General features: G+C 56.9%; 20 protein-coding genes. 12 read left to right on the top strand and 8 right to left on the bottom strand.

Features of this window, described 5'->3' with window-relative positions; genetic code table 11:
- The first annotated feature begins 222 nt into the window (after nt 1-222).
- The 3 genes from DKW65_RS03905 (at nt 223) to DKW65_RS03895 (ending at nt 1793) form a co-directional block, all read left to right on the top strand.
- Nucleotides 223-927, top strand: coding sequence for a flavodoxin family protein (locus tag DKW65_RS03905; RefSeq protein ID WP_111656031.1), 705 nt, complete (start codon nt 223-225; stop codon nt 925-927).
- Between the two features lie 142 nt (nt 928-1069).
- Entirely contained in the window at nt 1070-1417 is a 348-nt protein-coding gene (locus DKW65_RS03900; RefSeq protein WP_111656030.1) for a hypothetical protein, read from the top strand.
- Nucleotides 1410-1793 (top strand): helix-turn-helix domain-containing protein, encoded by a 384-nt coding sequence (locus tag DKW65_RS03895; protein WP_245932389.1) that lies wholly within the window; start codon nt 1410-1412, stop codon nt 1791-1793. Before DKW65_RS03900 ends, DKW65_RS03895 begins: the two co-directional genes overlap by 8 nt.
- A 254-nt stretch (nt 1794-2047) precedes the next feature.
- On the opposite strand, the gene DKW65_RS03890 is transcribed toward DKW65_RS03895, so the two are convergent.
- A complete protein-coding gene (locus DKW65_RS03890; protein WP_111657505.1) occupies nt 2048-2347 on the bottom strand; it encodes a helix-turn-helix domain-containing protein in 300 nt (99 codons plus the stop codon).
- 582 nt (nt 2348-2929) lie between these two features.
- On the opposite strand from DKW65_RS03890, the gene DKW65_RS03885 reads away from it, so the two are divergent.
- Nucleotides 2930-3586: a transposase gene (locus DKW65_RS03885; protein WP_111656029.1), complete on the top strand. Its 657-nt coding sequence runs from the start codon at nt 2930-2932 to the stop codon at nt 3584-3586.
- A gap of 11 nt (nt 3587-3597) precedes the next feature.
- On the opposite strand, the gene DKW65_RS03880 is transcribed toward DKW65_RS03885, so the two are convergent.
- Entirely contained in the window at nt 3598-4416 is an 819-nt protein-coding gene (locus DKW65_RS03880) for a hypothetical protein (RefSeq protein ID WP_111656028.1), read from the bottom strand.
- A gap of 164 nt (nt 4417-4580) precedes the next feature.
- Between DKW65_RS03880 and DKW65_RS03875 the strand changes: the two genes are divergently transcribed.
- The 3 genes from DKW65_RS03875 (at nt 4581) to DKW65_RS15795 (ending at nt 6964) form a co-directional block, all read left to right on the top strand.
- Nucleotides 4581-5291 (top strand): FKBP-type peptidyl-prolyl cis-trans isomerase, encoded by a 711-nt coding sequence (locus tag DKW65_RS03875; RefSeq protein ID WP_111656027.1) that lies wholly within the window; start codon nt 4581-4583, stop codon nt 5289-5291.
- A gap of 29 nt (nt 5292-5320) precedes the next feature.
- Nucleotides 5321-6052: a DsbC family protein gene (locus DKW65_RS03870; RefSeq protein WP_162925687.1), complete on the top strand. Its 732-nt coding sequence runs from the start codon at nt 5321-5323 to the stop codon at nt 6050-6052.
- A 216-nt stretch (nt 6053-6268) separates the two neighbouring features.
- A complete protein-coding gene (locus DKW65_RS15795; protein ID WP_162925686.1) occupies nt 6269-6964 on the top strand; it encodes a hypothetical protein in 696 nt (231 codons plus the stop codon).
- A 1218-nt stretch (nt 6965-8182) separates the two neighbouring features.
- On the opposite strand, the gene DKW65_RS03860 is transcribed toward DKW65_RS15795, so the two are convergent.
- Both DKW65_RS03860 and DKW65_RS03855 read right to left on the bottom strand, forming a co-directional pair.
- The gene (locus DKW65_RS03860; protein ID WP_111656024.1) at nt 8183-11776 is read right to left on the bottom strand and encodes an Ig-like domain-containing domain; all 3594 of its coding nucleotides are present in this window, start codon (nt 11774-11776) and stop codon (nt 8183-8185) included.
- Between the two features lie 27 nt (nt 11777-11803).
- Complete coding sequence (locus DKW65_RS03855; RefSeq protein WP_245932388.1) at nt 11804-13135, bottom strand: OmpP1/FadL family transporter; 1332 nt, start codon at nt 13133-13135, stop codon at nt 11804-11806.
- Nucleotides 13136-13464: 329 nt separating this feature from the next.
- Here DKW65_RS03855 and DKW65_RS03850 point away from each other — a divergent pair, with 329 nt between their 5' ends.
- Entirely contained in the window at nt 13465-14466 is a 1002-nt protein-coding gene (locus DKW65_RS03850) for a LysR family transcriptional regulator (protein WP_162925685.1), read from the top strand.
- A 118-nt stretch (nt 14467-14584) separates the two neighbouring features.
- On the opposite strand, the gene DKW65_RS03845 is transcribed toward DKW65_RS03850, so the two are convergent.
- A complete protein-coding gene (locus tag DKW65_RS03845; RefSeq protein ID WP_111656021.1) occupies nt 14585-15067 on the bottom strand; it encodes a hypothetical protein in 483 nt (160 codons plus the stop codon).
- Nucleotides 15068-15181: 114 nt separating this feature from the next.
- On the opposite strand from DKW65_RS03845, the gene DKW65_RS03840 reads away from it, so the two are divergent.
- Genes DKW65_RS03840 through DKW65_RS03830 form a run of 3 tightly spaced genes read left to right on the top strand, consistent with a single transcriptional unit; the run spans nt 15182 to nt 17139 of the window.
- Entirely contained in the window at nt 15182-16180 is a 999-nt protein-coding gene (locus tag DKW65_RS03840) for a GlxA family transcriptional regulator (RefSeq protein WP_162925684.1), read from the top strand.
- Nucleotides 16177-16506 carry a DUF3301 domain-containing protein gene (locus DKW65_RS03835; RefSeq protein ID WP_111656019.1) on the top strand — a complete coding sequence of 110 codons (330 nt, stop codon included), beginning with the start codon at nt 16177-16179 and terminating at the stop codon, nt 16504-16506. Before DKW65_RS03840 ends, DKW65_RS03835 begins: the two co-directional genes overlap by 4 nt.
- Before the next feature lie 54 nt (nt 16507-16560).
- Nucleotides 16561-17139, top strand: coding sequence for a hypothetical protein (locus DKW65_RS03830; RefSeq protein ID WP_111656018.1), 579 nt, complete (start codon nt 16561-16563; stop codon nt 17137-17139).
- Nucleotides 17140-17166: 27 nt separating this feature from the next.
- Here the strand turns inward: DKW65_RS03830 and DKW65_RS03825 are convergent, their stop codons facing one another.
- From DKW65_RS03825 to DKW65_RS03815, 3 genes are all read right to left on the bottom strand, one after another.
- Nucleotides 17167-17835: a hypothetical protein gene (locus DKW65_RS03825; RefSeq protein ID WP_162925683.1), complete on the bottom strand. Its 669-nt coding sequence runs from the start codon at nt 17833-17835 to the stop codon at nt 17167-17169.
- A gap of 33 nt (nt 17836-17868) precedes the next feature.
- Nucleotides 17869-18444 (bottom strand): chalcone isomerase family protein, encoded by a 576-nt coding sequence (locus DKW65_RS03820; RefSeq protein ID WP_111656016.1) that lies wholly within the window; start codon nt 18442-18444, stop codon nt 17869-17871.
- Between the two features lie 73 nt (nt 18445-18517).
- The gene (locus DKW65_RS03815; protein WP_111656015.1) at nt 18518-18904 is read right to left on the bottom strand and encodes an acyl-CoA thioesterase; all 387 of its coding nucleotides are present in this window, start codon (nt 18902-18904) and stop codon (nt 18518-18520) included.
- Between the two features lie 125 nt (nt 18905-19029).
- On the opposite strand from DKW65_RS03815, the gene thpD reads away from it, so the two are divergent.
- On the top strand, nt 19030-19980 hold the full coding sequence (gene thpD, locus DKW65_RS03810; RefSeq protein ID WP_111656014.1) for an ectoine hydroxylase: 951 nt from the start codon (nt 19030-19032) through the stop codon (nt 19978-19980).
- Nucleotides 19981-20133: the final 153 nt, after the last annotated feature.

Here is a 20133-nt window from a genome sequence, read left to right as displayed (position 1 = left end):
AAAAAAAACGCCGTGATCCGGGGAAACCACGGCGCAAGCTTGCTACTTGTGTTCAGTTTAATTTAACCGGGGAAAATTAAACTGAATTGTGCGCCCTTATTATGCCTGCCAGAGTGATCCAGCGGTGATGCGCCGGGCGCTTTCGCTCCAGTGACATCGCCACCATAGCAAGGGTTCGGAACGATAAAAATAGTGGCAAAATGCTATCAAGGGGTAACTATCATGCACATGGAACCGAATCGCGCCCCCGGGCGCAGAATTCTTGTCCTTATGGGGAACGACAGGCTCGACGACGGCGTACTGCAACTGGCGCGCGCCGCACTGCGCGGCGCTATTGCAGCAGACTGCTACGTCAATCTTCGTTTCCTTCCGGAAATCATTCCCGACATGCTGGCGCGCTGCGGCCATTGTGATGGCGCGTCACCCTGCCGTATTCGCGACGGCCTGTATCACCTTCTCGGTAACGAGATGATGCAGGCCGACGGCATCGTGCTCTGCTCCCGGCTGTACTGGCACAGCTACTCAAAATGCATGGAAGCGTTCATCGAACGCAGTCTTTGTTACAAAAAGTATCACCACACTCCCATCCTGTTCGGTCAGCGGCGCGGCCCGAAGCCCATGGCCATGTCGTTGCTTCTGGAACACACCTCTGCGACCTGCCTGAACGGTATCGACGTCAGGATGATGGACTATGCACGCCAGATGGGTGGTTACATGAGCAAGATTCTGGTCAGCAACGTCGCGGGGAGCGAGCTCGGCGTGGAGCATGACCACCGCGCCTCGCTGCTTGCGGTGGAGAAAATGGCACGGGATCTGCTGTTTACCGATCCGCGGGAGTTCGATATGGAGTACATCGACTGCCCCCCAAAAGGCCATGACAGCCGCTACGCCTTCGGTGCCTGGGGGAGCCTTTCGAGCATTCACTGACACCCCTTCGCTGGCGCCAGCGCATCCCGGCGGCCCACCATGGGCCGCCATTTTATGAAAAGCTGCTTTTCATAAATTTCGATAGGGTTGCCTGCCCCCCTCTGCAATAATCCGGGAACATGGACAAGAGGGGGACCTCCAGATGAACCACGGAAGACGTCTGAGCAAGGGTGAGTTCGAACGATTGATTGTTGCGCTCAACAGCGCCTTGCCCGAAAATCCCGAACCCCTTGATCTGCGTGCCCTGGCGCGGCGCGAGTTCGAGGCCATGATCAACTATCGGCTCGGCGAGGATTTCCCGCTGGAACGTCGGCAGATACTCTGGGATATCCAGCAACGCTACCAACGCGGGATGATCAACAGCATGGCCCTGCTGCTCTCGAAGAAGCTGCTCGAAACCCGGCTCAACTGGCTGGCGGATGTGCTGATCGGCAGCCACAAGGCCTGCCTGACCCAGGAGGAATTCGAGGCGCTGTTCTCCGATGACTAAGACACCCAAGCCAGCGCCCACAGACCTGCATATCGGCCACATCCTGAAAGAACGCCGGGAAGCCCGCAAGGAAACCCTGGAGGATGTGGCCTTTACCGCCGGCACCGACGCCAGCAACCTGTCGCGCATCGAGCGCGGCCTGCAGAAGCCTTCCGTTGCATGCCTGGGCAACTTGGCGGCCGCCCTGGAAACCCAGGTGTCCAGCCTGTATCTGGAACTGGAGAGTCGGCGCCCGCCCGGCAAAAACCGAGCGATGCGGGCACCGGACTGGCATAACGACCTGATGCGCCTGAAACCCCACTTCAGCGAACTCAGCGAGGCCCAGCGCGCAATACTGATCGACATGGCCATGATGCTGAAGCGTCACAAGAAGTGAACTCGGTTCATTTTTTGCGAGACAACCGTGGCAACCTGCCTACAAGCATCATCCGTCCAGGCTGACAGACACCAGGCTGTCAGCTCGGCATGATCATCGCTGCCCAAACACATCACGGCGACGATCAAGGATGACAGCCCGATGCCGGACAGCCATGACCAGAATTTCAAGAACCTGATACTCGACTACCCTTACCAGGCGCTGCGGGAGAGTGAGGCTGCTAGCTAGTCACAACCACTCCCTGACTAGGGTTCCTAGTGAATATTCACAAACACATCAGGATACTGCTCAGCTATCCGCAGTAGCGCCAACGCGGGGCCTTGTGGCGCTCTGCGGCCCTGCTCCCAGTCCTGAAGAGTGCGCACACTAACCCCCATCAATGCCGCAAAGGCAGATTGTGAGAGCGCAAGGCGCTTTCGGATCTGTTGCGGCGGTGATGGTTGCGACAGGCGGGCCACCTTGAGCACACGCTCCCCGCGCCGAAAACGCTTAATCTCGGCCAGCCCCTCCAGAATCTCAGCCCCCAGATCGCGCTCTGGTGTTTTGTCAGACATCTCGGATTTCATCCCGTCCCAGGAACAACCGAACCTGCAGCCGGGTACAAGTACAAGAACCGCTGCAAGGAGGCATAGTCATCATCGGCCAGGTACTCAGGCAGCAAGCGGGTGAACAACGACGCTTCGATAAACAGCATAGCAACAGTACGGCAATGCCGTATACAAGCCATAGGGTGATCAGCTTGCCTGCGCCAACCAAGTTTGGCTGTAAGCGCACTCTTTATTCCGCGTAGGCATTTTATGATTTGTTGTGTAAGCAGATCCCGGCGAGAACCCCCATTGCAGAGGTCATCAGACCGCTCAAGCCCAAAGTGGGGACTTTTAGCGGCATATGCCAGAAGCTCATGTGAAATGGGAGACCTGACCCGAATCGTGTGCTGGAGTTTATGGCCTTATCTCCGTTGATCTGGCCGGCATCTCACTCATACCGCATATTCAGTTAATCTTCGATTTCCATTTATTGCCGTTAAAATAGCCAAACACACTAAAAAGGAAAAATAAGATTCACTTTTCTTACTCTGGCCTTCCCCGAACCAGCGAGTACAGTTGGGACGTCCAACGTTTGTTGGGGGGAATAGCATGTCGGAGAAAGATCGATTGCTCGTCCCTGGCGTTCCTCATCATATCGTCAGGAAGACGGCTTACAGAACGGACCTGCTGCGTCGGCGGATTGATTTCACCCGCTGTATTGGCCACCTGCACACTCTGCGGAATAACCATCCGGTTCACGTGCATGCCTGGGCGATACTGCCAGACCGGATACATCTGCTCGTGACACCCACTTCCGAGGCAGACATCCTCTCGACGTTCGTGAAGGCGCTGTCCTGTCGCGTAACACGCGGCATACGACATCTGGAAGGCCAGTCGCCCTGGGAGCGCCGCTTCCGGTCAAGCCCGGTTCAACCCGGGCAGTGGCTGCTGGCGACGATGCACTACATCGAGCGCCTGCCGGCGCTGGCTGGCCTGGCCCGCGCACCGCACCAGTACCCCTATAGCAGCTACCGCCTGCGGGTGGGCAAGTCGTCGGCGGACTGGCTGGATAATCATGAAGACTATGCAGCGCTCGGGCGAGATCGGCGGGAGCGCATTGAGAACTATCGACATTACCTGGCCGGGGGGCTCAGTGCGGATGAGATCCGCCATATCGAAAGCGCCTTGTGCAGCGGCGGCCTGACCGGGTCTCGGTGTTTCGAGGCGATGGTCCAGGAGAAGCTGGCGGAGGAGGAAGCGGGCTAGGGAGACCCTGACTACCGGGCCTGCTCCGGCAAATTGGCGGCGGGCATGTCCTCCGGGAAGTTAACGGTAAACTCCTCGCCGTTCTCACGGCGTATCAGCACACTCGCACGATAATTCTCCCTGAACGAGAGCCATACAAGATAGTCGCTATCGTATTCACCCACGGGATAGCCATTCACTGATACAACAACATCACCCGGCTTCACACCAAGCCCTTCTGTCCCCTCGGCGGGGAAATTCTCACCTACCAGATAACCATCCGCTGAGTGCTCGCTGACAGGACTCAGATCGAGTCGCCTCAGAGCGTCCACAACCTGCCAGGACATTCGGGAATCACCATCAGTTCGCGCGGGCGGCGCATCGGCACGAGCTGCAGGCGCCTCGGCACGCCCGTGCTGGCTGCTCGATAACGCCATACGCAGTGTTATCTGCTCGCCATGATCGTTAATGATTACCTTTGTCGGCAGTATCCCGGCAAGCACACGCCCATCAGGTAGCGCATCACCTATGCGATAGCGGTATGCACCATGCCCCTCTTTCAAGATCACCACCGATGCCAACTTGCTGTAGGCCTGGAAAACCGCCAGCAACTTCAGATCGTCGCCTCCAACGGCTTGGGAAGGCGGGGATACGCTTGCAGGGGCTACCTCGGAACGAGTGCCCGGGGCGGCCTCAGATTCATCTCGTAATGGCATCTTGCCATCTATTTTAATGGCAGAGGGTTCCGCATTATTCGTGCCACTGTTCATCTTCATATGAATGAAAATCAGAGACAAAAACAATAAAGCCAATATAAACATGCATGTATGGAAAATCTTCTTCGCATCCATACTTATCTCCATTTTTGAAAGCACGAAAAGACAACGACTTACGATATACATGACATCATTTTGATATCACTTTCATTGTTTTTACACGCATAACAAAGTGTATATCATCTTGCGTGATTTAAAGGAAATATTTACCAAAAGCGAACAACAAACCAGGAGAAGATATGAAAGCCGCTATCTTTGGTGCCCTGTCCGTTGCCTTGCTCGCAGGCTGCAGTCAGAAGCCCGTCGAGACCACTGAACTTGAATCAAACCAGGAGAGAGCGTCCTATGCCGCAGGTATGTTCCTGGGCATGCAGATCGGCAACCTGCTCTCCGCCAACTATCTTGACGAAGACCTCTTTCTTCAGGCACTGCGCGACAAGCTGAAAGGCAATGAGCTTATGCTTGATGAGGAAGCGGCGCGAGCAGCCTCCGACATCTACCAGGAGGAAGTCACTCAACGGCAGGCGGAAGAAAGAAAGCAGGAGATCGCTCGCAATGAAGCAGCAGGCCGTGCCTTTCTTGAAGAGCATCGAAACCAGCCAAACGTAGAAGTGCTGCCGAGTGGCCTACAGTATGAACGCCTGACCACCTCCACCAACGGCGCCACGCCAGGCCCCCGCGATGCAGTGCGCATTCATTACGTAGGCGCACTGCATGATGGCACCGTGATAGAGAGCAGCCTGGCACAAGGTGATGGCATGCTCATGCGCTTGGGCATGGCGCTTCCAGGTTGGCAGGAGGCGCTGCTACAGATGCGAGAAGGTGAAAAATGGCGAATCGCCCTGCCGCCCGAGCTTGCCTTCGGAGATCGCGGCCGAGGCGACGAAGTGCTACCACAATCCACCATGATCTACGAACTTGAGCTGCTCGAAGTCATCGACAACAGCTGATAACCACTATGTTGAAGAAGGGGAGACCCATGAAAAGGTACGCCTGCATTATCAATGTACTACTCATTACTTTAACGCTACCGTATCTGGCTAATGCTGATCTTAAGGAGCGGGTCACAAAGGTACTGGCGATCACCAACCCGGGGCTGAGCGTAGAGAGCGTGACCGATAGCCCCATTGAAGGTGTCAAGGAGATCCAGCTCAGTAACGGCGAGTTTCTCTACGCACCGCGCGGAAGCGACCACCTGTTCTCTGGCAGACTTTTGGCCTTTCAGGAAGACACCATGGTAGATCTCACCGAAGACCGGGTAAGGCAGGAGCGTGCTCGCATGTTCAGCGAGCTCGACCCAGCGACGATGATCACGTTTCCGGCCAACGGGAATCAGGTCCGCGAGATCTATGTATTCACCGACACAAGTTGCGGCTATTGCAGAAACTTCCACAAGAATATAGCAGAGTTCAACGAACGTGGCGTTACCGTGCATTACCTGGCGTTGCCGCGATCTGGCCTGACTGCGCCAGTCGCCGACACCATGGCCAGGATCTGGTGCTCTGAGGACCAACACGCCGCCATAACGGAAGTAAAGGCTGGCAGTCCACTCACACAAAAGGTAATGCCTTGCCGCGCGCCGATCGCCGAGCATTACACTATGGCGCAATCCATTGGCGTTCGAGGGACTCCCTCAGTTTATGATCAGGACGGAAGAAGCCTAGGCGGCTACATGACCCCAGATCAGGTACTGGCCGGCACTCTGAATTAATACCTATTCCCTACGCCAACCATGGACAGCCGGCAGCTCATAAAGTGATGGCACTATGCCACATATTCGAAGATGTTTTTGTTTAAATCATTGACCAAAAAGAGAATAGAAAAAACACAAAGACAAAACCATTGGATAAGCGGTAACAAGACCTAAAAGTATTGCTACATTGGTCTCGCAACACACGAAATACCAACAATCAAGGAGATGATAATCATGAAGATGAAACTCGCACTTTCAACGCTCTTGGGCGTCGCGGCATGGTCACTTTCCAGCTTGGCGATGGCGTGGAATCCAGGCCCGTGCCCCTCTCCGGGTGGCCCGGCCCCCTGTATCGAAGCGGTGGTAAGTGGTAACACATTCCACTTCAACGGTGACGGCTCTGGAGCAGACGAATGGAAGGGCCTGCCCACAACCGGCGCGGACTTCCAGTTCAGTGGTGCATCAGCCCTTTCCTGTAGCGGCCTGAACCTGAACTGCACCTTGAACCTTGGCGGCAAAGTTAAAAAATGCCAAGACTCCAACGGCGACTGGCGCATCGGTGTACAAGTGAACTCATCCAGCGTAACCGGATCTTTCCCTTGTGGCACCGTTGGCTTGGGTAACTTCCCGTGGCTGGCGAAAGATTCTACAATCTCAAACCACTGCCCGTTTACGGATGATTGCGACAACTTCATTCCGTATGACCCGAACGCGTCCACCTACACCGGCAATTTTGGTGAAATCGACATCACGGTTCTTGGTATCTCACGTGTCAGAGACGGACACGTCCATGACGTGGTATTCACCCCGGGCGTAGGCGCCAACTTCAATTTCAACTCAGCCTTTTATGACTGCGACGAAAATGATCTTGGTTGCACCGTGAATGGCACCCTCAGCATTACCAATGCCACCTCACTGGATATTCATTGATAACTAGTATTTGAATTGCGCCCAGCTCCGTCCCTTTACCTTAGACGGTTGCTGGGCACCTTCCTACCAGCCCCGAAATCGCGGGGCTTTTTTACGGACCACATAGTTCCCCGACCCCTCCGCGTTAACGGCACCTTGCTTTGTTGTGTAACTCACCCGACGAGCAGATTAGGTATCAAGAAGCGATTCACCAAAGACCGAATCAAGTCATAGACCCACTTAATCAGGCTAAGACCGGCACGCTTTTGATGAATCTACGGATAAAGCAGGACTTTGCATAGCCCAGCCAATAACTCCGGGAACCAAACCAGAGGCCAGAGAGCACCAAATAACAAGCAACCGAAGGAGATTCAGGCGGCGCAGCGCTTTACAATCTCAGCCTGCGTCAAACCGGAATGGGGCGTTTGCGAACGGATAGTCGCGTGCTGGACCATCACTGGATGGTATGTGGCCGTGATGGTTTACCTGAAACCACACTGGGAATGGCTTCTGGTGAGGAACAAGCGTGTTGACGGACGTGATGCAATGCACGACTTTCAAGTTCTACTTCGAAAGGCAGGAGTATCTCAAATTCGCACCTCCACCCCTTTAGCTACCTGGCGGAAGATCGATCCCACCCAACAGATTTCGAATTAGAACGCATGGGCAATGGCCGCACGCCAAAATGTCCTATGACCGTGTATGGCGTACCTATGAAGCAGTTACCATTGCTGTTGAGCGCGACACCAAGGTACCAAGATGAGACACATCCACGATTTGGTCAGTCTAGGCCAGATCTTCCTCACGCTCTCCGCGTTGACACTGGTAAAACGTTCTGCAGCAAGGACACGCTGATCTGGTTGCACGAGCCCGTAGTGCGACCGCCTCTGATCTAGCCCGAATAACATGCAGATATTAAATCATTCTAAGACACTTCCGGCAGAAATGCCTTAATGAGCATTAGTTAATCGATCCAGCGCATACCCGAGTTGTAACCGAAGAATGACACTGGAATAAAACGGAGAGAATCCCATGCAGAGCCTGGGCGGCCGGACACAAATATCCCATGCAAGAGGAGCCGCACGAAAGTCGACCTCCTTGCTATAAATCAATATTGAGATTGAAAGCAGAGGACGTCGCGCTCAAAACTGACATGCCGAATAGAAATGGAATCATATTAAAAAAGGGGCTCTTTTCGGAGCCCCAAAAAACTAAACGCTATCTATCTATCTTCTTCATCTACTTGATTGGCTCGGAAATCATATTGATCCTACTTCCATACTCAGGAATAAATAGATCAATGTACCCCGATTTACCTGAGCTGTCCCATAACTCGACATCAATATCTACGCGATTCTTATTATACTGCTCGACTTCCATGCGGCCATCATCAAGGAAACTCACATCGCCCTCCAAACTCATTAAGATTGGATATGAAGATAGATTAAGCGGATTCTCGATAGGCGACCATTCACCTGCGTATGGAGCATCAAAGTAAAGCTCCATATCCATGCTCATAACCGCATGCTGACTCTGCTCTGAGATCCATCCTGTGATTGGCTCATCCCCGCCATTGCCTGAGTATCGCATCCTGAGTATCTGTGGCCCTGTTATAGCCCCGGCAGCATAGTCAAAGAAACCGATGAAATCCGTATTAATGTAAAGATCAAGCGCTGTTCCCATGACCACAGACGGCCATAACTTAACTTTCACGCCTTGCTCTGTTACCTCGTCTGTCACCTCTGCAATTGCAGCCGACATGAGATAGCTGAACTTATTGTCGGGGCACTCCAAAGGCTCTCCGACGGTGCCTTGGAATGTATTAGGGTCAAACTCTGAGTCATAACTGCAACCCACATTAGCCCCACTTAATGCTCCCACATCCCCTTGCGCATCAAAGCGTGATAACACTTTTACGCTATTTTTAGCGGGCTTTACACCATTTGGGTCATAATCGGGATACAAACCAAAACCCAAATCTCCAGCCACAAGAGCGCCCTCAGGCCCATATTCTTCTATATCAAAGCTGAAGGTGCCTGCTGATATGATATCCATAGCGTTAGGATCACCAAAACCCAGCATAAAATCTCTAAGAGTGATAAGCGTGTCAGTGTCCGCTGCGCCGAGATTCGATCTCTCACTGATAAAGTTTCGGTTTGTGTCAGCAACCGGCTGTGTTCTTAGTATTTGAAGGACATTCTGACTTGGCTCAGCACCTCGAAAGAAGTGAACCATGTTTGGGCCACCGGCGGTAGGTGAAGATCCTCGAGCAAACATGTTATAGTGCCTGATCGCATTTGGGCCGGGGTTGGCAATTTTTGAAACCGTAGAAATACCCATCGGCAGTGTGCGTAACGGCAAGCCTTCATTATCGCATACCGCGTCTATTCCGCACTCAAACGCACGCTGATCTGTTCCTGGCATTAAATTCCAGCTATCCGAACCACAAGGCCTAATTTCCGTAGCATCGTTTGCTACCTGGCGATGCTCAACTACGCTTCCGCTTTGCCTTCTGCACAGCGCCCACCCAGAGGACTTCACTGTATATCGGTACAACTCGCCCTGTTCCCATGGCTGATCAGGTCGGAAGATCAACGTCATATCGGAGATTTCGACTTCACCTGCGATATACTCCAGTGACTGCTCGTCCTCACTGATCTTTTCCACCAAGAATGTTTCACCCAAGACTACCGACGTGGCATCAATCTCCTTACCAAAGGCAACGATGATTGGCCGGTTTGCGGGCATATTCATCACTGGAACTGGATCATCCGATTCGCGATTCTCTCTTTCTGTACCGTCCGTAATCGCCGGTGCGCCGCCGGCGCATACGCCAGCCACATCATTAGCCAGATCGCGATAGGTCAACCCGATATCTGTCGTCCCGTCAAACAGACCCGTAAAGCCGCCAGCAGCTATAAACTCCTCTTGTAGGGCGCATGGAAACCCTGGATATGCTGCTAGAATCACAGGAGAATGTGACGTTGTACGACGTGCCACCCATAGATCCGAGGTTGTGAACTCAGGAGCGATCTCTGGACTCAGCAGATCGTAGTCCGGAACTATCGTCGCCAGTTCAAACTCCTCGACCAACGGTAAATCAACCGCCATATCGCCAGCTAAGTTAGTTGCGCCATCCACTTCTACACGGTAGATATTCGGCGCATCCGCCGGGCTCAGCTGGAAACCGGGGCGGGTAATGGTTATTCCATCATCTCCCACTTCTCTGATAGCAGAAAGCTTAACGACCAGTGCGCCGCCGTCTACAAAGTACTCGATATCCATTGGATCATCATTATGGAAAAGACGTACGTTTCCCGCCACGCTTTCAGGGTCCAGCGCCTGATCAAAGTTGAAGATCAACGGATCGCCCGGCTTCGCTTGTAGAGCCTTATTATCCCCTGTGAAGGTATCCGTACCCAAAGACCAGCTTTGCAACACTGGGTTACCAAGGATGGGTTGCTGACCACCATCGCCACCCACAGTGGACTGCATGAAGAAGCTAAGGACACTTCGCGCGTTTTCACTACCAAGCACTCTGGGCTCGGCCACGCTCACTGCATCTGCCGTTAGCCGGCCATCGCGAATTTCAGCCGTACCAATCAGTTCGAGATGCAGCAGGTCCTGGGTCACCGCGCCGTTTGCACGGGGGTCTTCCGTGGTGATAGCCACATCCATGAACAGTCGAAGTTGTCTGCGGGCACCCTCCGCTTCGGAGTACGGATTTCGCTCCAGATAGCCCACTGCATCAGAGATAAAGTGGATATTCACAGCACCTGAGTTAAACCCAGCAGGCACCACACCACCAATGAGCACATCCATATCCGTACCACTCAGCATGGAACCCCGCTTGATACGCAGGGGAGCAAAGTCCGGATGGGTAGGAATATGCGCCAGTTCAGCCTGCAGGAAGCCAGACTGCTGCGTCTGATTATCATCCCCCAACAGCACCGCCTCCAGCGGCACCATGTTTACTGGCTTACCGGTCAGCATGGACACGCTTGTGCCTTCGGATACTTCCTGGGTCAGAAAGCTGCGGCTGCCAGAATCCAGCGGTGTAAAGCTAACGCTATACCCCGGGAATACGTCCACACTGTCACTGGGGTCATCTTCGTCGATCACCGTGTAAACACTCTGGATCGCGTTACTCAAGCTCAGTGTATACTCCACCCCCGGCGTCAGATCCTCCTTCGGATCCACCGTCATATAAGGGCCATGAACGATCAGGTGGGCATCCACCACGCCATCCGGGCCTTCCAGGGCAACACTGCTACCGTAGCTGACCGTCGTGCGGTCCAGCGGCTGATTGAACTGCAAGCGGAAGCTGGAGAAATCCATGATCGGCAGGGTGTTGCCGTCCGGGATCTTGCGCAGCAGGTCAAAGTCCCCTGCTCCGCTCGCCACCAGCTCACGCGGGCCTTCAGTCAGGCCTTTTGTTGTAAAGGTCAGGGTGCGCGGCTGGGCGGCGCCCCGTTCCAGGGTAATGCCATCGATCTCAACGGTATATTCCGAACGCGGCGCCAGGCGCTCGTCCGGGGTCAGCACCAGGCCCTGGCCATCGCCAATGCCGGTTTCGATGCTGTAGGGCACTTCATCGCCATTCGCATCACGAACAGTGATGAACATTTCCGGGTTGGAATCCACCACGGCGCTGCTGAAGCGCAGCACGATGGGGGCCGGGGTGGGTACTTCCAGTTGTTCGTGTGCCGGGTAGGCATACACCAGCCCCTGGCGGGCGGCGTCACGCTCGGTGCCCGGCGTTACGGTTGCTTCATCGCCACCGCAGGCCACCAGGCCCAGTGCGACGGCGCTGATTATAAGATGCTTTTTCATTGTCGCCTCTCCTTGATACTACGGGGCTCAGAACTTCAGCGTGACGCTGCCTGCAAACACATGCACGTTGCCGGAGCTGCGCACGGTTTCCAGGTCGTTGCCGTCGGAATCTGCCAGATCCCAGGTGCGGCTCTTCAGCACATGTGCCTGGTAACCGAAGTCAAACTGCACCGGGAAGGCCATGAACGGCAGGTTGTTGGCGGTGGCCGAAAGGCCCAGACCAAACACCATGCGGTCGTTCGCCAGATAGTTCACACCGGGGTTGCGGCGGCTGCCCAGCGGGGTCTCTTCCCAGGCGGCGCCGGCTTTTACGGAGAAGTTATCGGTTACGTCGTGCTCCACGCCTACACGGGGAATCACGATGTCATGGAACTTGACGTTGCCCTGATCGCGAACGGTATCGCCTTCGAACTCACGGCTCAGGCGCTGCCAGGCCTGGTATTCACCGGTCACGCCCACGCGGGTGTGGCCGCCGAACTCATACTGCACGCCCAGGGTAGTGATCTCCGGCTGGAAGGAATCGATGGCCTTGATGGCAAACAGCAGGCCCGGATCGGAGATGGTGTCGTCCATTTCCGCTTCGGCATTGATGCGCACCTGGGTGTTGGAGTAACCGCGATAGCCAATGCCGATATCCAGATTGTCCATCCAGCAGTTCTGGGTGGCGCAGAAGGTTTCGCCCATGTTGATATCAAAACCAAAGATAGGGCGCAGTACCGGCTCGGCGCTGACGCTGACGCGCTCGCGCTCGGTGGTGCCTTCAAAGTCGGTAACCATATAAAGGTCAGCATCACTGTGCAGCGTTACGCGCATGGCGGCGCCGAAGTTGATGCCGCGCCAGAGCTTGGTGCCTACCCCTACGGAGATAAACAGCGGCTGGCGACCGTATTCCAGGAATTGCCCGGTTTCGCTTGAATCAGCGCTCAGGGCCAGCAGTTCCTGGGAGAATTTCTCTGCGCCCAGCATAAAGCCGAGATACAGGGGATGACGGAAGGTGGTCATCTGGCTCAGGTCGGTTTTCAGACCGAGCTGCAGTTGTTGCGACGGTGTGCTGTTGATGGTGCTGCCGCTCCGAGCAGCCGGATCAGGCCCACCCAGGCTGGTAGCCTTCAGATCATGCTCGGCATGGAAAATACCGCCAGTCAGTTCCCCGCGGGAATCACGCGCCAGGGCGGCCGGGTTGTAGTAGGTGGCGGACGCCTGGTTATTGAACAGTGAGAGCGCCTGCGCAGTGGCCACGTCATGCGGCAGGATGCCGTAGGTTGACGGTGCATTCCCCATGCTGGCCGTGGCTGCAGAACCCATAGATAGCAAAACGCCAGCACCCAGCAGGATGCCTCCGGTTCGTGATATCCCCATTTGAATATCTCCTTGATTTCTTATTCGCGAAGAAAAAAGTTGTGCGACAAGGCTGTAGCGCAATGTCACCGCCTGTTACCTGCTGTTGCGAGGTGCATCACAGAGTAGTAACTGGGCAAGGGGACTAAAACGCAAATTAAGGAAAACCTGCCTTTAGTAAATTTGCTATTGAAATCCTGGGGGATCGGCGTATGAATAGAGGGTGTTTTTATAGCCAAACGCTATATTTCTTATCCTTAACCCAGAGTTAAGGAATATTGAATTATTTTCAACGGTTCCGGGGAGAGTGATGTCATTTTGACATCATGCGAATAACAAAGGAACTTGCCATGAACCGTATAACCGACCTGGATATCTTCGTGGCTGTCATCAAGGCAGGGACCATCGCCGGTGCAGCCCGACATATAGGCATGGCGCCTGCATCCGTCAAAAAGCGCCTGCATCGCCTTGAAACCGACATTGGCACGCAACTTGTTTACCGCCGCACCCGGTCCAACCGCATGACAGAAAGCGGCTGCCGCCTGTACAACCGGCTTGAGACCATCTTTTCTGATCTGGATGATGCGGTGCAAACGGTACATCGCTATGGGCACACGCCCATGGGCAGTCTCAAGGTCATCATCAGCACCGCCTTGAAGGGCGGTATCTTCGAGCCGATTGTGGCGGACTACACCTACATGTTCCCGAAAGTAACACTGGAGATGCAGTTCAGTGATCGGCATGTGGATTTTGTTCGTGATGGTTGCGATGTCGCGGTGGTATTGAACCGTCCGTCGGATTCCAACCTGATGGCACGCAAGGTGTTCGAAAACCCGGCCTTCGTGTGTGCCACGCCGGAATACCTCAAGGGCAAGCCGCCCATTGAAACACCGGCAGATCTGCGCAAGCACCTGTGCATGGCACTGGATTGTGAGGGGGGCTTCAAGGAAACCTGGCCGTTCAAGACCCGGACGCGGCCGCGCACCACCCACGTACGCGCCACGCTGTTCACCAACAGCACGGCGGTGCTCTATAACTGGGTGACCACCCACCAGGGCATTGCGGTGCTGAACAACGATGCGGTGCCGCACGATATCGCGTCGGGCAAGCTGGTCCATCTGTTACCGGAGTACACGCTGCCAAACCTGGATTACTACATGGTGTTCGGCAACAAGCGTTCGTTGCCGGCACGTACGCTGGAGTTCGTGCGTTTTGCGGAGTCGCGCCTGCTGGGCACCGAGTACATCCCACCCAAAGTGGATGGCGAGGAAGTGGTGGTGCCTCCGGCAGACGGCGGTGGCACCCGCAAGATGGAGCCGTTCACCAATCTCGCCCGGGCCGAGGTGGATTAACCGCCTTGACTGGCACCATCAGACCGGCCGGGCATGCTGATAGCGCGCACGCGCACCAGGCCATCATGGTGCGGGACCTGCTGCTCGGGTTCGCCCCGAGCAGCAGCCGGGGGCACATTTACAGGTGCGTCACCACCAGTGCGGCGAGCGCGGCCAGTTCGGCGCCGAACCAGATTTGTACGGCGCCGCGATTCAGGGCCACGCGATCCAGCAGGGCGATGCCCACCAGCAGGCCATGAGCGCCGTAGATGGGGAGCAGTGCCGCGCTGTGGTACAGCGCCAGCAGCGTGACCAACAGATTGGCCACCGCCGCCAGCATGAACACCGGGCGCTCACCATCCAGTGCCAGCGCCACCATCACCCAGGCCATCGCCACCAGAAACAGACTGCCTGCGTGGGCCGGTATCAGGCCCAGCGCTGCGCCGGCCAGACCTGCCAGCATCAGCAATCCGGCCCCTACACTGGCCATGGCCAGTGGCGCACTCAAGCGAGCCAGCTCGCTGGCCACCGGTATATGACTGGCGGGCCGCGCCAGGCGGGTATCGCGATCAAACAGTTCGCGGGACAGTTCGTCGTAGAAGTTGCCGGTTACTGTGCGCATGTCGCACCTCCCTGCCTTGATTGACGTTTCCCAGATTACGCCTTGACAGGCCCCGGCAAGAGTGGCGTTATTGACATTCTTATTGCTGATTACGCCATGAATAGGGTGTTATTTATGCCAAAAGTGACAGTTTTCGCTGTTGATGACATATTGGCGACAGGCGTCACCGGGCCGCTCGAGGTACTGAATATCGCCAATATCCAGGCAGACCTGGCCGATTTGCCCGCGCAGCAGCGGTTCAGCTGGACGGTGGTGTCGGTGGATGGCAAGCCGGTCCGCAGTTCCGCCGGGTTCATGCTGCCGGTGGAGGGCAATTACATGCGCGCCCGCGAGGCTGACATCATCATCATTCCCGGCTTCAACCACCGCACGGGCCGCGAGGTCAGCCACTATGTGTCAGCCATGCCCGAAGGTTATCTGAGCTGGCTCAAGGCCCAGCATCACGCGGGCAAGGTGCTGTGCGGCATCTGCAGTGGTACCTTTGTGCTGGCCGAAGCCGGTTTGCTTGACGGTCGCCGCGCCACCACCAGTTGGTGGCTCACCAAATCGTTCCGGCGCCGCTACCCGGCGGTCGATCTGCATCCGCGGGATGTAGTGACCGAGGATGGCAACCTGTTGTGTGGCGGTTCGGCGGCCTCGTGGATGCATGTCTGCCTGAGGCTGATCAGCCGCTACATGAATGCACAGGTGGCCAGCGCCTGCGCGCGCATCATGCTGGTGGACCCGGCCAGTGCGTCGCAGGCGCCTTATCTGAACGCCGAGCATCTCACCGCCAGCCGTGACAGTGCCCTTGAACGGGTGATCGACCGCATGCGCGAACAGCTCGACAAGCCTCTGTCTGTGAGTGACATGGCCGCCTGGGCCAACATGAGTGAGCGCTCATTCATCCGCCGCTTCAGAGAAGTGGCCGGCATGCCGCCGGGACACTACTTGCAGAAGATGCGGATCGACACGGCCAAACGCCTGCTGGAACAGACCGACCTGCCCCTGGAGCACATCATCACCCAAGTGGGTTACGCCGATGTCAGCTCCTTCCGGCGCCTGTTTCGCAAGGAGGTGGCCGTTTCACCCGGCGAATACCGCCAGCGATTTCGTCACGGGAGTAGCGCATGAGTTTTTTCCAGCTGGTCGGATTATTGATGGCGCTGGCCGCCGGGGCGTTGATCTGGCGCGGTCAGGGTGTGCGCGAGCGGGCATTGCTGGCGACCCGGTTGCGCTGCCAGCGCGAGGGCGTGGTGTTGCTGGATCAGACCGTGGCCTTGCGCCAGACACGGTTGGCGCGGGACTCCGACGGTCGTCTGCGGATGCGGCGCGTGTACCAGTTCGAGTTCACCGTCACCGGTGGGGAACGCTACCAGGGCGAAACGACCATGCTGGGATTGTCACCACGTCACATAATGCTACCCCCGCATCGTGACGACGGAGAACAAATATATTAGTGTGGGGTCTCTGGTGATGCAGGATGCATCCCGAAAAACACAAGGAGGTTACCCATGCGCAGGCTACTTATCCCTGCCGCCGCCCGTCATCGGGCCACCCAGGTTGATGCCGACACGCTGTTCTCGGCACTCTCCGTCACTGTCACGCCCTCGGTGCCCTACAGCGTGCCGGGGCCCGACCACCGCGATCTGCATTATCACCACCCGTTTGCCATACTGAGCGTGCCGCAATCTGTCGTGGCGCACTGCCATGACATCATGGCGCCCCAGGCGCTGTGCACCAATGCGCTGTTGCTGTTGATCGGCAGCATCCTGTGTGGCGAAGAGGGCTGCGGCCTCGGCGAGGGTGCCCGCTCGCAAGATGGCCAGGCCATAGGCACGGTGCTGGCGCAGTCGGCCCGATGGAACCTGCCCCAGTTCCGCGCGCCACTGAATCCCGATAGCGGCGCTCTGGATCTGCTTTTTTCAATGCACTACCTCGGTACCCGACAAGGTGGCATGGATGTCACCATCAAGCCCTACCCGGGTGTACCGATGCCGGTCTGGCGCATCTTCCTGAGCACGCTGTCGCGGCAGGCGTGCAGTGTGGCCTCGCTACACCCACTGGCCTCGAATGCATTCGTGGTTCGATAACAGGCCGTCGAAATCCTTAACCGGATATCAGAATGCGATGGCGGCACCAGCGATGACGGCGTCATCGTGACGCTCGGCGCGTGAGCGGTCCCAGGCCAGATCAAGATCGACCGGCCCGATCGCGTAGCGCAAACCCGCGCCCAGCCGGGTGCCGCCGCGGTGGCTGCCGTAGCTCTCGCCAATCAGACTGAAGCCATGGTTCAGATCCAATTCGGCCCCCAGGCCCCAAAGTGCGTCGTCCTGTTCACCGCGCTCCCGGCCCCAGCCCACGTTGACGTGGGTGAGCAGGCGGTCATTCACCGGAACGCTCACTGGCAGCACGACTTCAACAGCCTCGAAGCGATCGGTCTCGTTGCGCCAGAAGGTGGCCACCGACAGTGCAACACCCATGCCGCCCTCTTCCAGATCGCGCAGCAGCGTCTTCCCGGCGAACTCCACTTCGGTGTCATTGCCGTCTTCCAGCCACTCGCGGGTCATGCCCAGAGTCAGTTCAAGGTTGCCCGTGGGGTTGCAGGCAGGCAGCGCGGTCACGCTGCGATGGTTGCTGTCGGCGTGGGTGTACCAGGCCTCGAACTGGCATCGGCCCGGATCAGCCAGGGTGGCGTCGTCCACCGCATAGTGGCCGCCTGCGGCATGGACGGGGGCAGCGCCAAACCAGAGCAGCGGCCCGCACAGCAAGGGGGACATCTTCCTCATGCCATACTTTCTCGTTCTACACAGCCTTTCTTTTTACACACCTTCGCCCAGCATTTCACGTTTCAGGGAATCCTGGATCGGGTCGTTGCCCAGGTAGATGCCGAACAGCACCTGTTTGAAATCCAGACCCTCGATGACACGCATCACTTCACCATTGCGCAGGATGCGTGTGCCCTCGCCGGGAACGTAATCGAAGCCGAACAGGTCACCCACGTTGATCTGGATATCCTGGGCGTCCATTTCTTCGCGCAGCTCATCGATAAAAGGCGCATAACGTGGAAAGTCATCACCGGCGGACTTGCGTATACCGTCCTCGATGGAATCGATAAAACGGGCTCGGGAAACGCGCGACGAGGTAATTTTCAGGCGCACCGCCTGCACTGCATCTTTTTGCACGATCTCTTCGGCGTTGCCGTTGGTTTCGCTCAGATACAGCCCGGCGGTGTAAATATCCATGAAAAAGCGGTTGCGTACGCCTTCTCCGTTGAGCACCAGCTTCGTGCCGTCCACGTCCAGTTCGGCAGGCAGTTTTTCCGCTGCCAACGCGACCATGGCAAGACCGGACAGCACAATCAGACTGACCACCCCGGATACCCATCGTAAAAACATCAGATACTCCTGAAAAAGAAACAGCGCGGAGAATAAGACCCTGACGCGACAGGAATGTTCAAACCACGCGGGTTCAGCGCAGCCCTTCAAGCAGGCGGCGCTTGTCGTCGCTCAGCGGTGCGCTGCGCTGGGTCGCATGATCAAAATGCACCTGTACGGCGCGGCCACGAGCCACCAGCGCGCCCTTCTGCCAGGCTTCCTGAAGTACCTCGAAGGAGCTGTTGCCCAGCTCACCGACCCGCGTGCGGATTTCCACCTCGGCGCCGTAATAGATCTGGCCGACGAAATCCACCTCGATGCGCGCCAGGATCAACGGCATCACCGCAGGCTTGTCCGCCTCGGCGAACAGCTCGAACACCGTTGCACGGCCGGTTTCGAACCAGCCGGCCACCACGGTGTTGTTGATATGGCCGAAAGCATCGGTTTCGTAAAAGCGCGGGGTGAGGGTCAGACAATGCATGGCAGCTCCGGATACAACGCGGAAAAGGAGGCCGCATTATACCCTTGAAATTTGCACCATCGCCCCTAGATGACCCACGGTAAGTCCCCAAGACAGATAACCTGATATTCATGGAGTAGTCAGTCATGAAGGATGTTTATCCGTCCCGTCATCATGGGCCCGCTGCGGCCCTGCCACGTCTTGAACCCTGCGCCTGGCAACCCTGGTCCGCCGACGCGCCGCTGACGCGCCAGCAATATGACCAGTGGTGCCGCGACGGCTTCCTGGTGCTGGAGGGTCTGTTCAGCGCCGAGGAGGTGGCGCTGTTCCGCGAGGAACTGGGCCGCTTGAGCGGCGACACCCGGCTCCTGGCTCGCCCGGAAGCCATCACCGAAGCGAACACCGGCGCCCTGCGCTCCCTGTTTGCGCCGCATCGTCACAGCCCGGTGTACGACGCACTGACGCGCGACCCGCGCCTGCTGCGTCTGGCCCGCTTCCTGCTGGATGATGAGGTATACATTCATCAGGCCCGGGTGAACTTCAAACCGGGGCTGAGCGGCAAGGGCTTCTACTGGCATTCCGATTTCGAAACTTGGCATGCCGAAGACGGGATGCCGCGCATGCGCGCGCTGTCCGCCAGTGTCAGCCTGACCGACAACACCCCCTTCAACGGGCCGCTCATGCTGGTCCCGGGATCTCATCGCACTTTCATCAGTTGCCCCGGCGAAACGCCAGCGCGCCACTACGAGCAGTCGCTGAAGGCGCAGCAACTGGGCACACCGCCCGCCGAATTTGTCCAGCAGCTGTGCACGCAAGGCGGCATCCGCCAGGCCACCGGGAAGGCAGGCAGTATCGTGCTGTTCGACTGCAACGTATTGCACGGCAGCAGCGAAAACATCAGCCCGCTGCCACGCTCGAACATCTTTTTTGTGTTCAACAGCGTGCGCAACAGCCTGCGCCGCCCCTATGCAGCGCCAGCGCCGCGCCCCGAGTACCTGGCGGCACGCGGCGCACCTGAAGCGCTCAGGGAAGCCAGCCCAGACTATGCCGCGCTGGTGGCAGCGGCGAGCCCGTTGCCCGAGGCGGTAGGCTCCTGAGCCCTTCGCCCCGCCCGGCACGGGCGGGGCCCTGCTCTGGGCCCACTGCGGCGCTATCACTGGCACTTTTTTGTCCGTACACGCCACACCCGGTCACATCGCGCCATTGCGTCGTGGCATGATTCCCGTGATGCCCGAATACAGTATTCTTGA

The organism is Isoalcanivorax indicus, from assembly GCF_003259185.1.
GTDB lineage: Bacteria > Pseudomonadota > Gammaproteobacteria > Pseudomonadales > Alcanivoracaceae > Isoalcanivorax > Isoalcanivorax indicus.
Note: the sequence above shows the minus strand (reverse complement) of the source record. Positions and strands in the feature narration are given on the sequence as shown.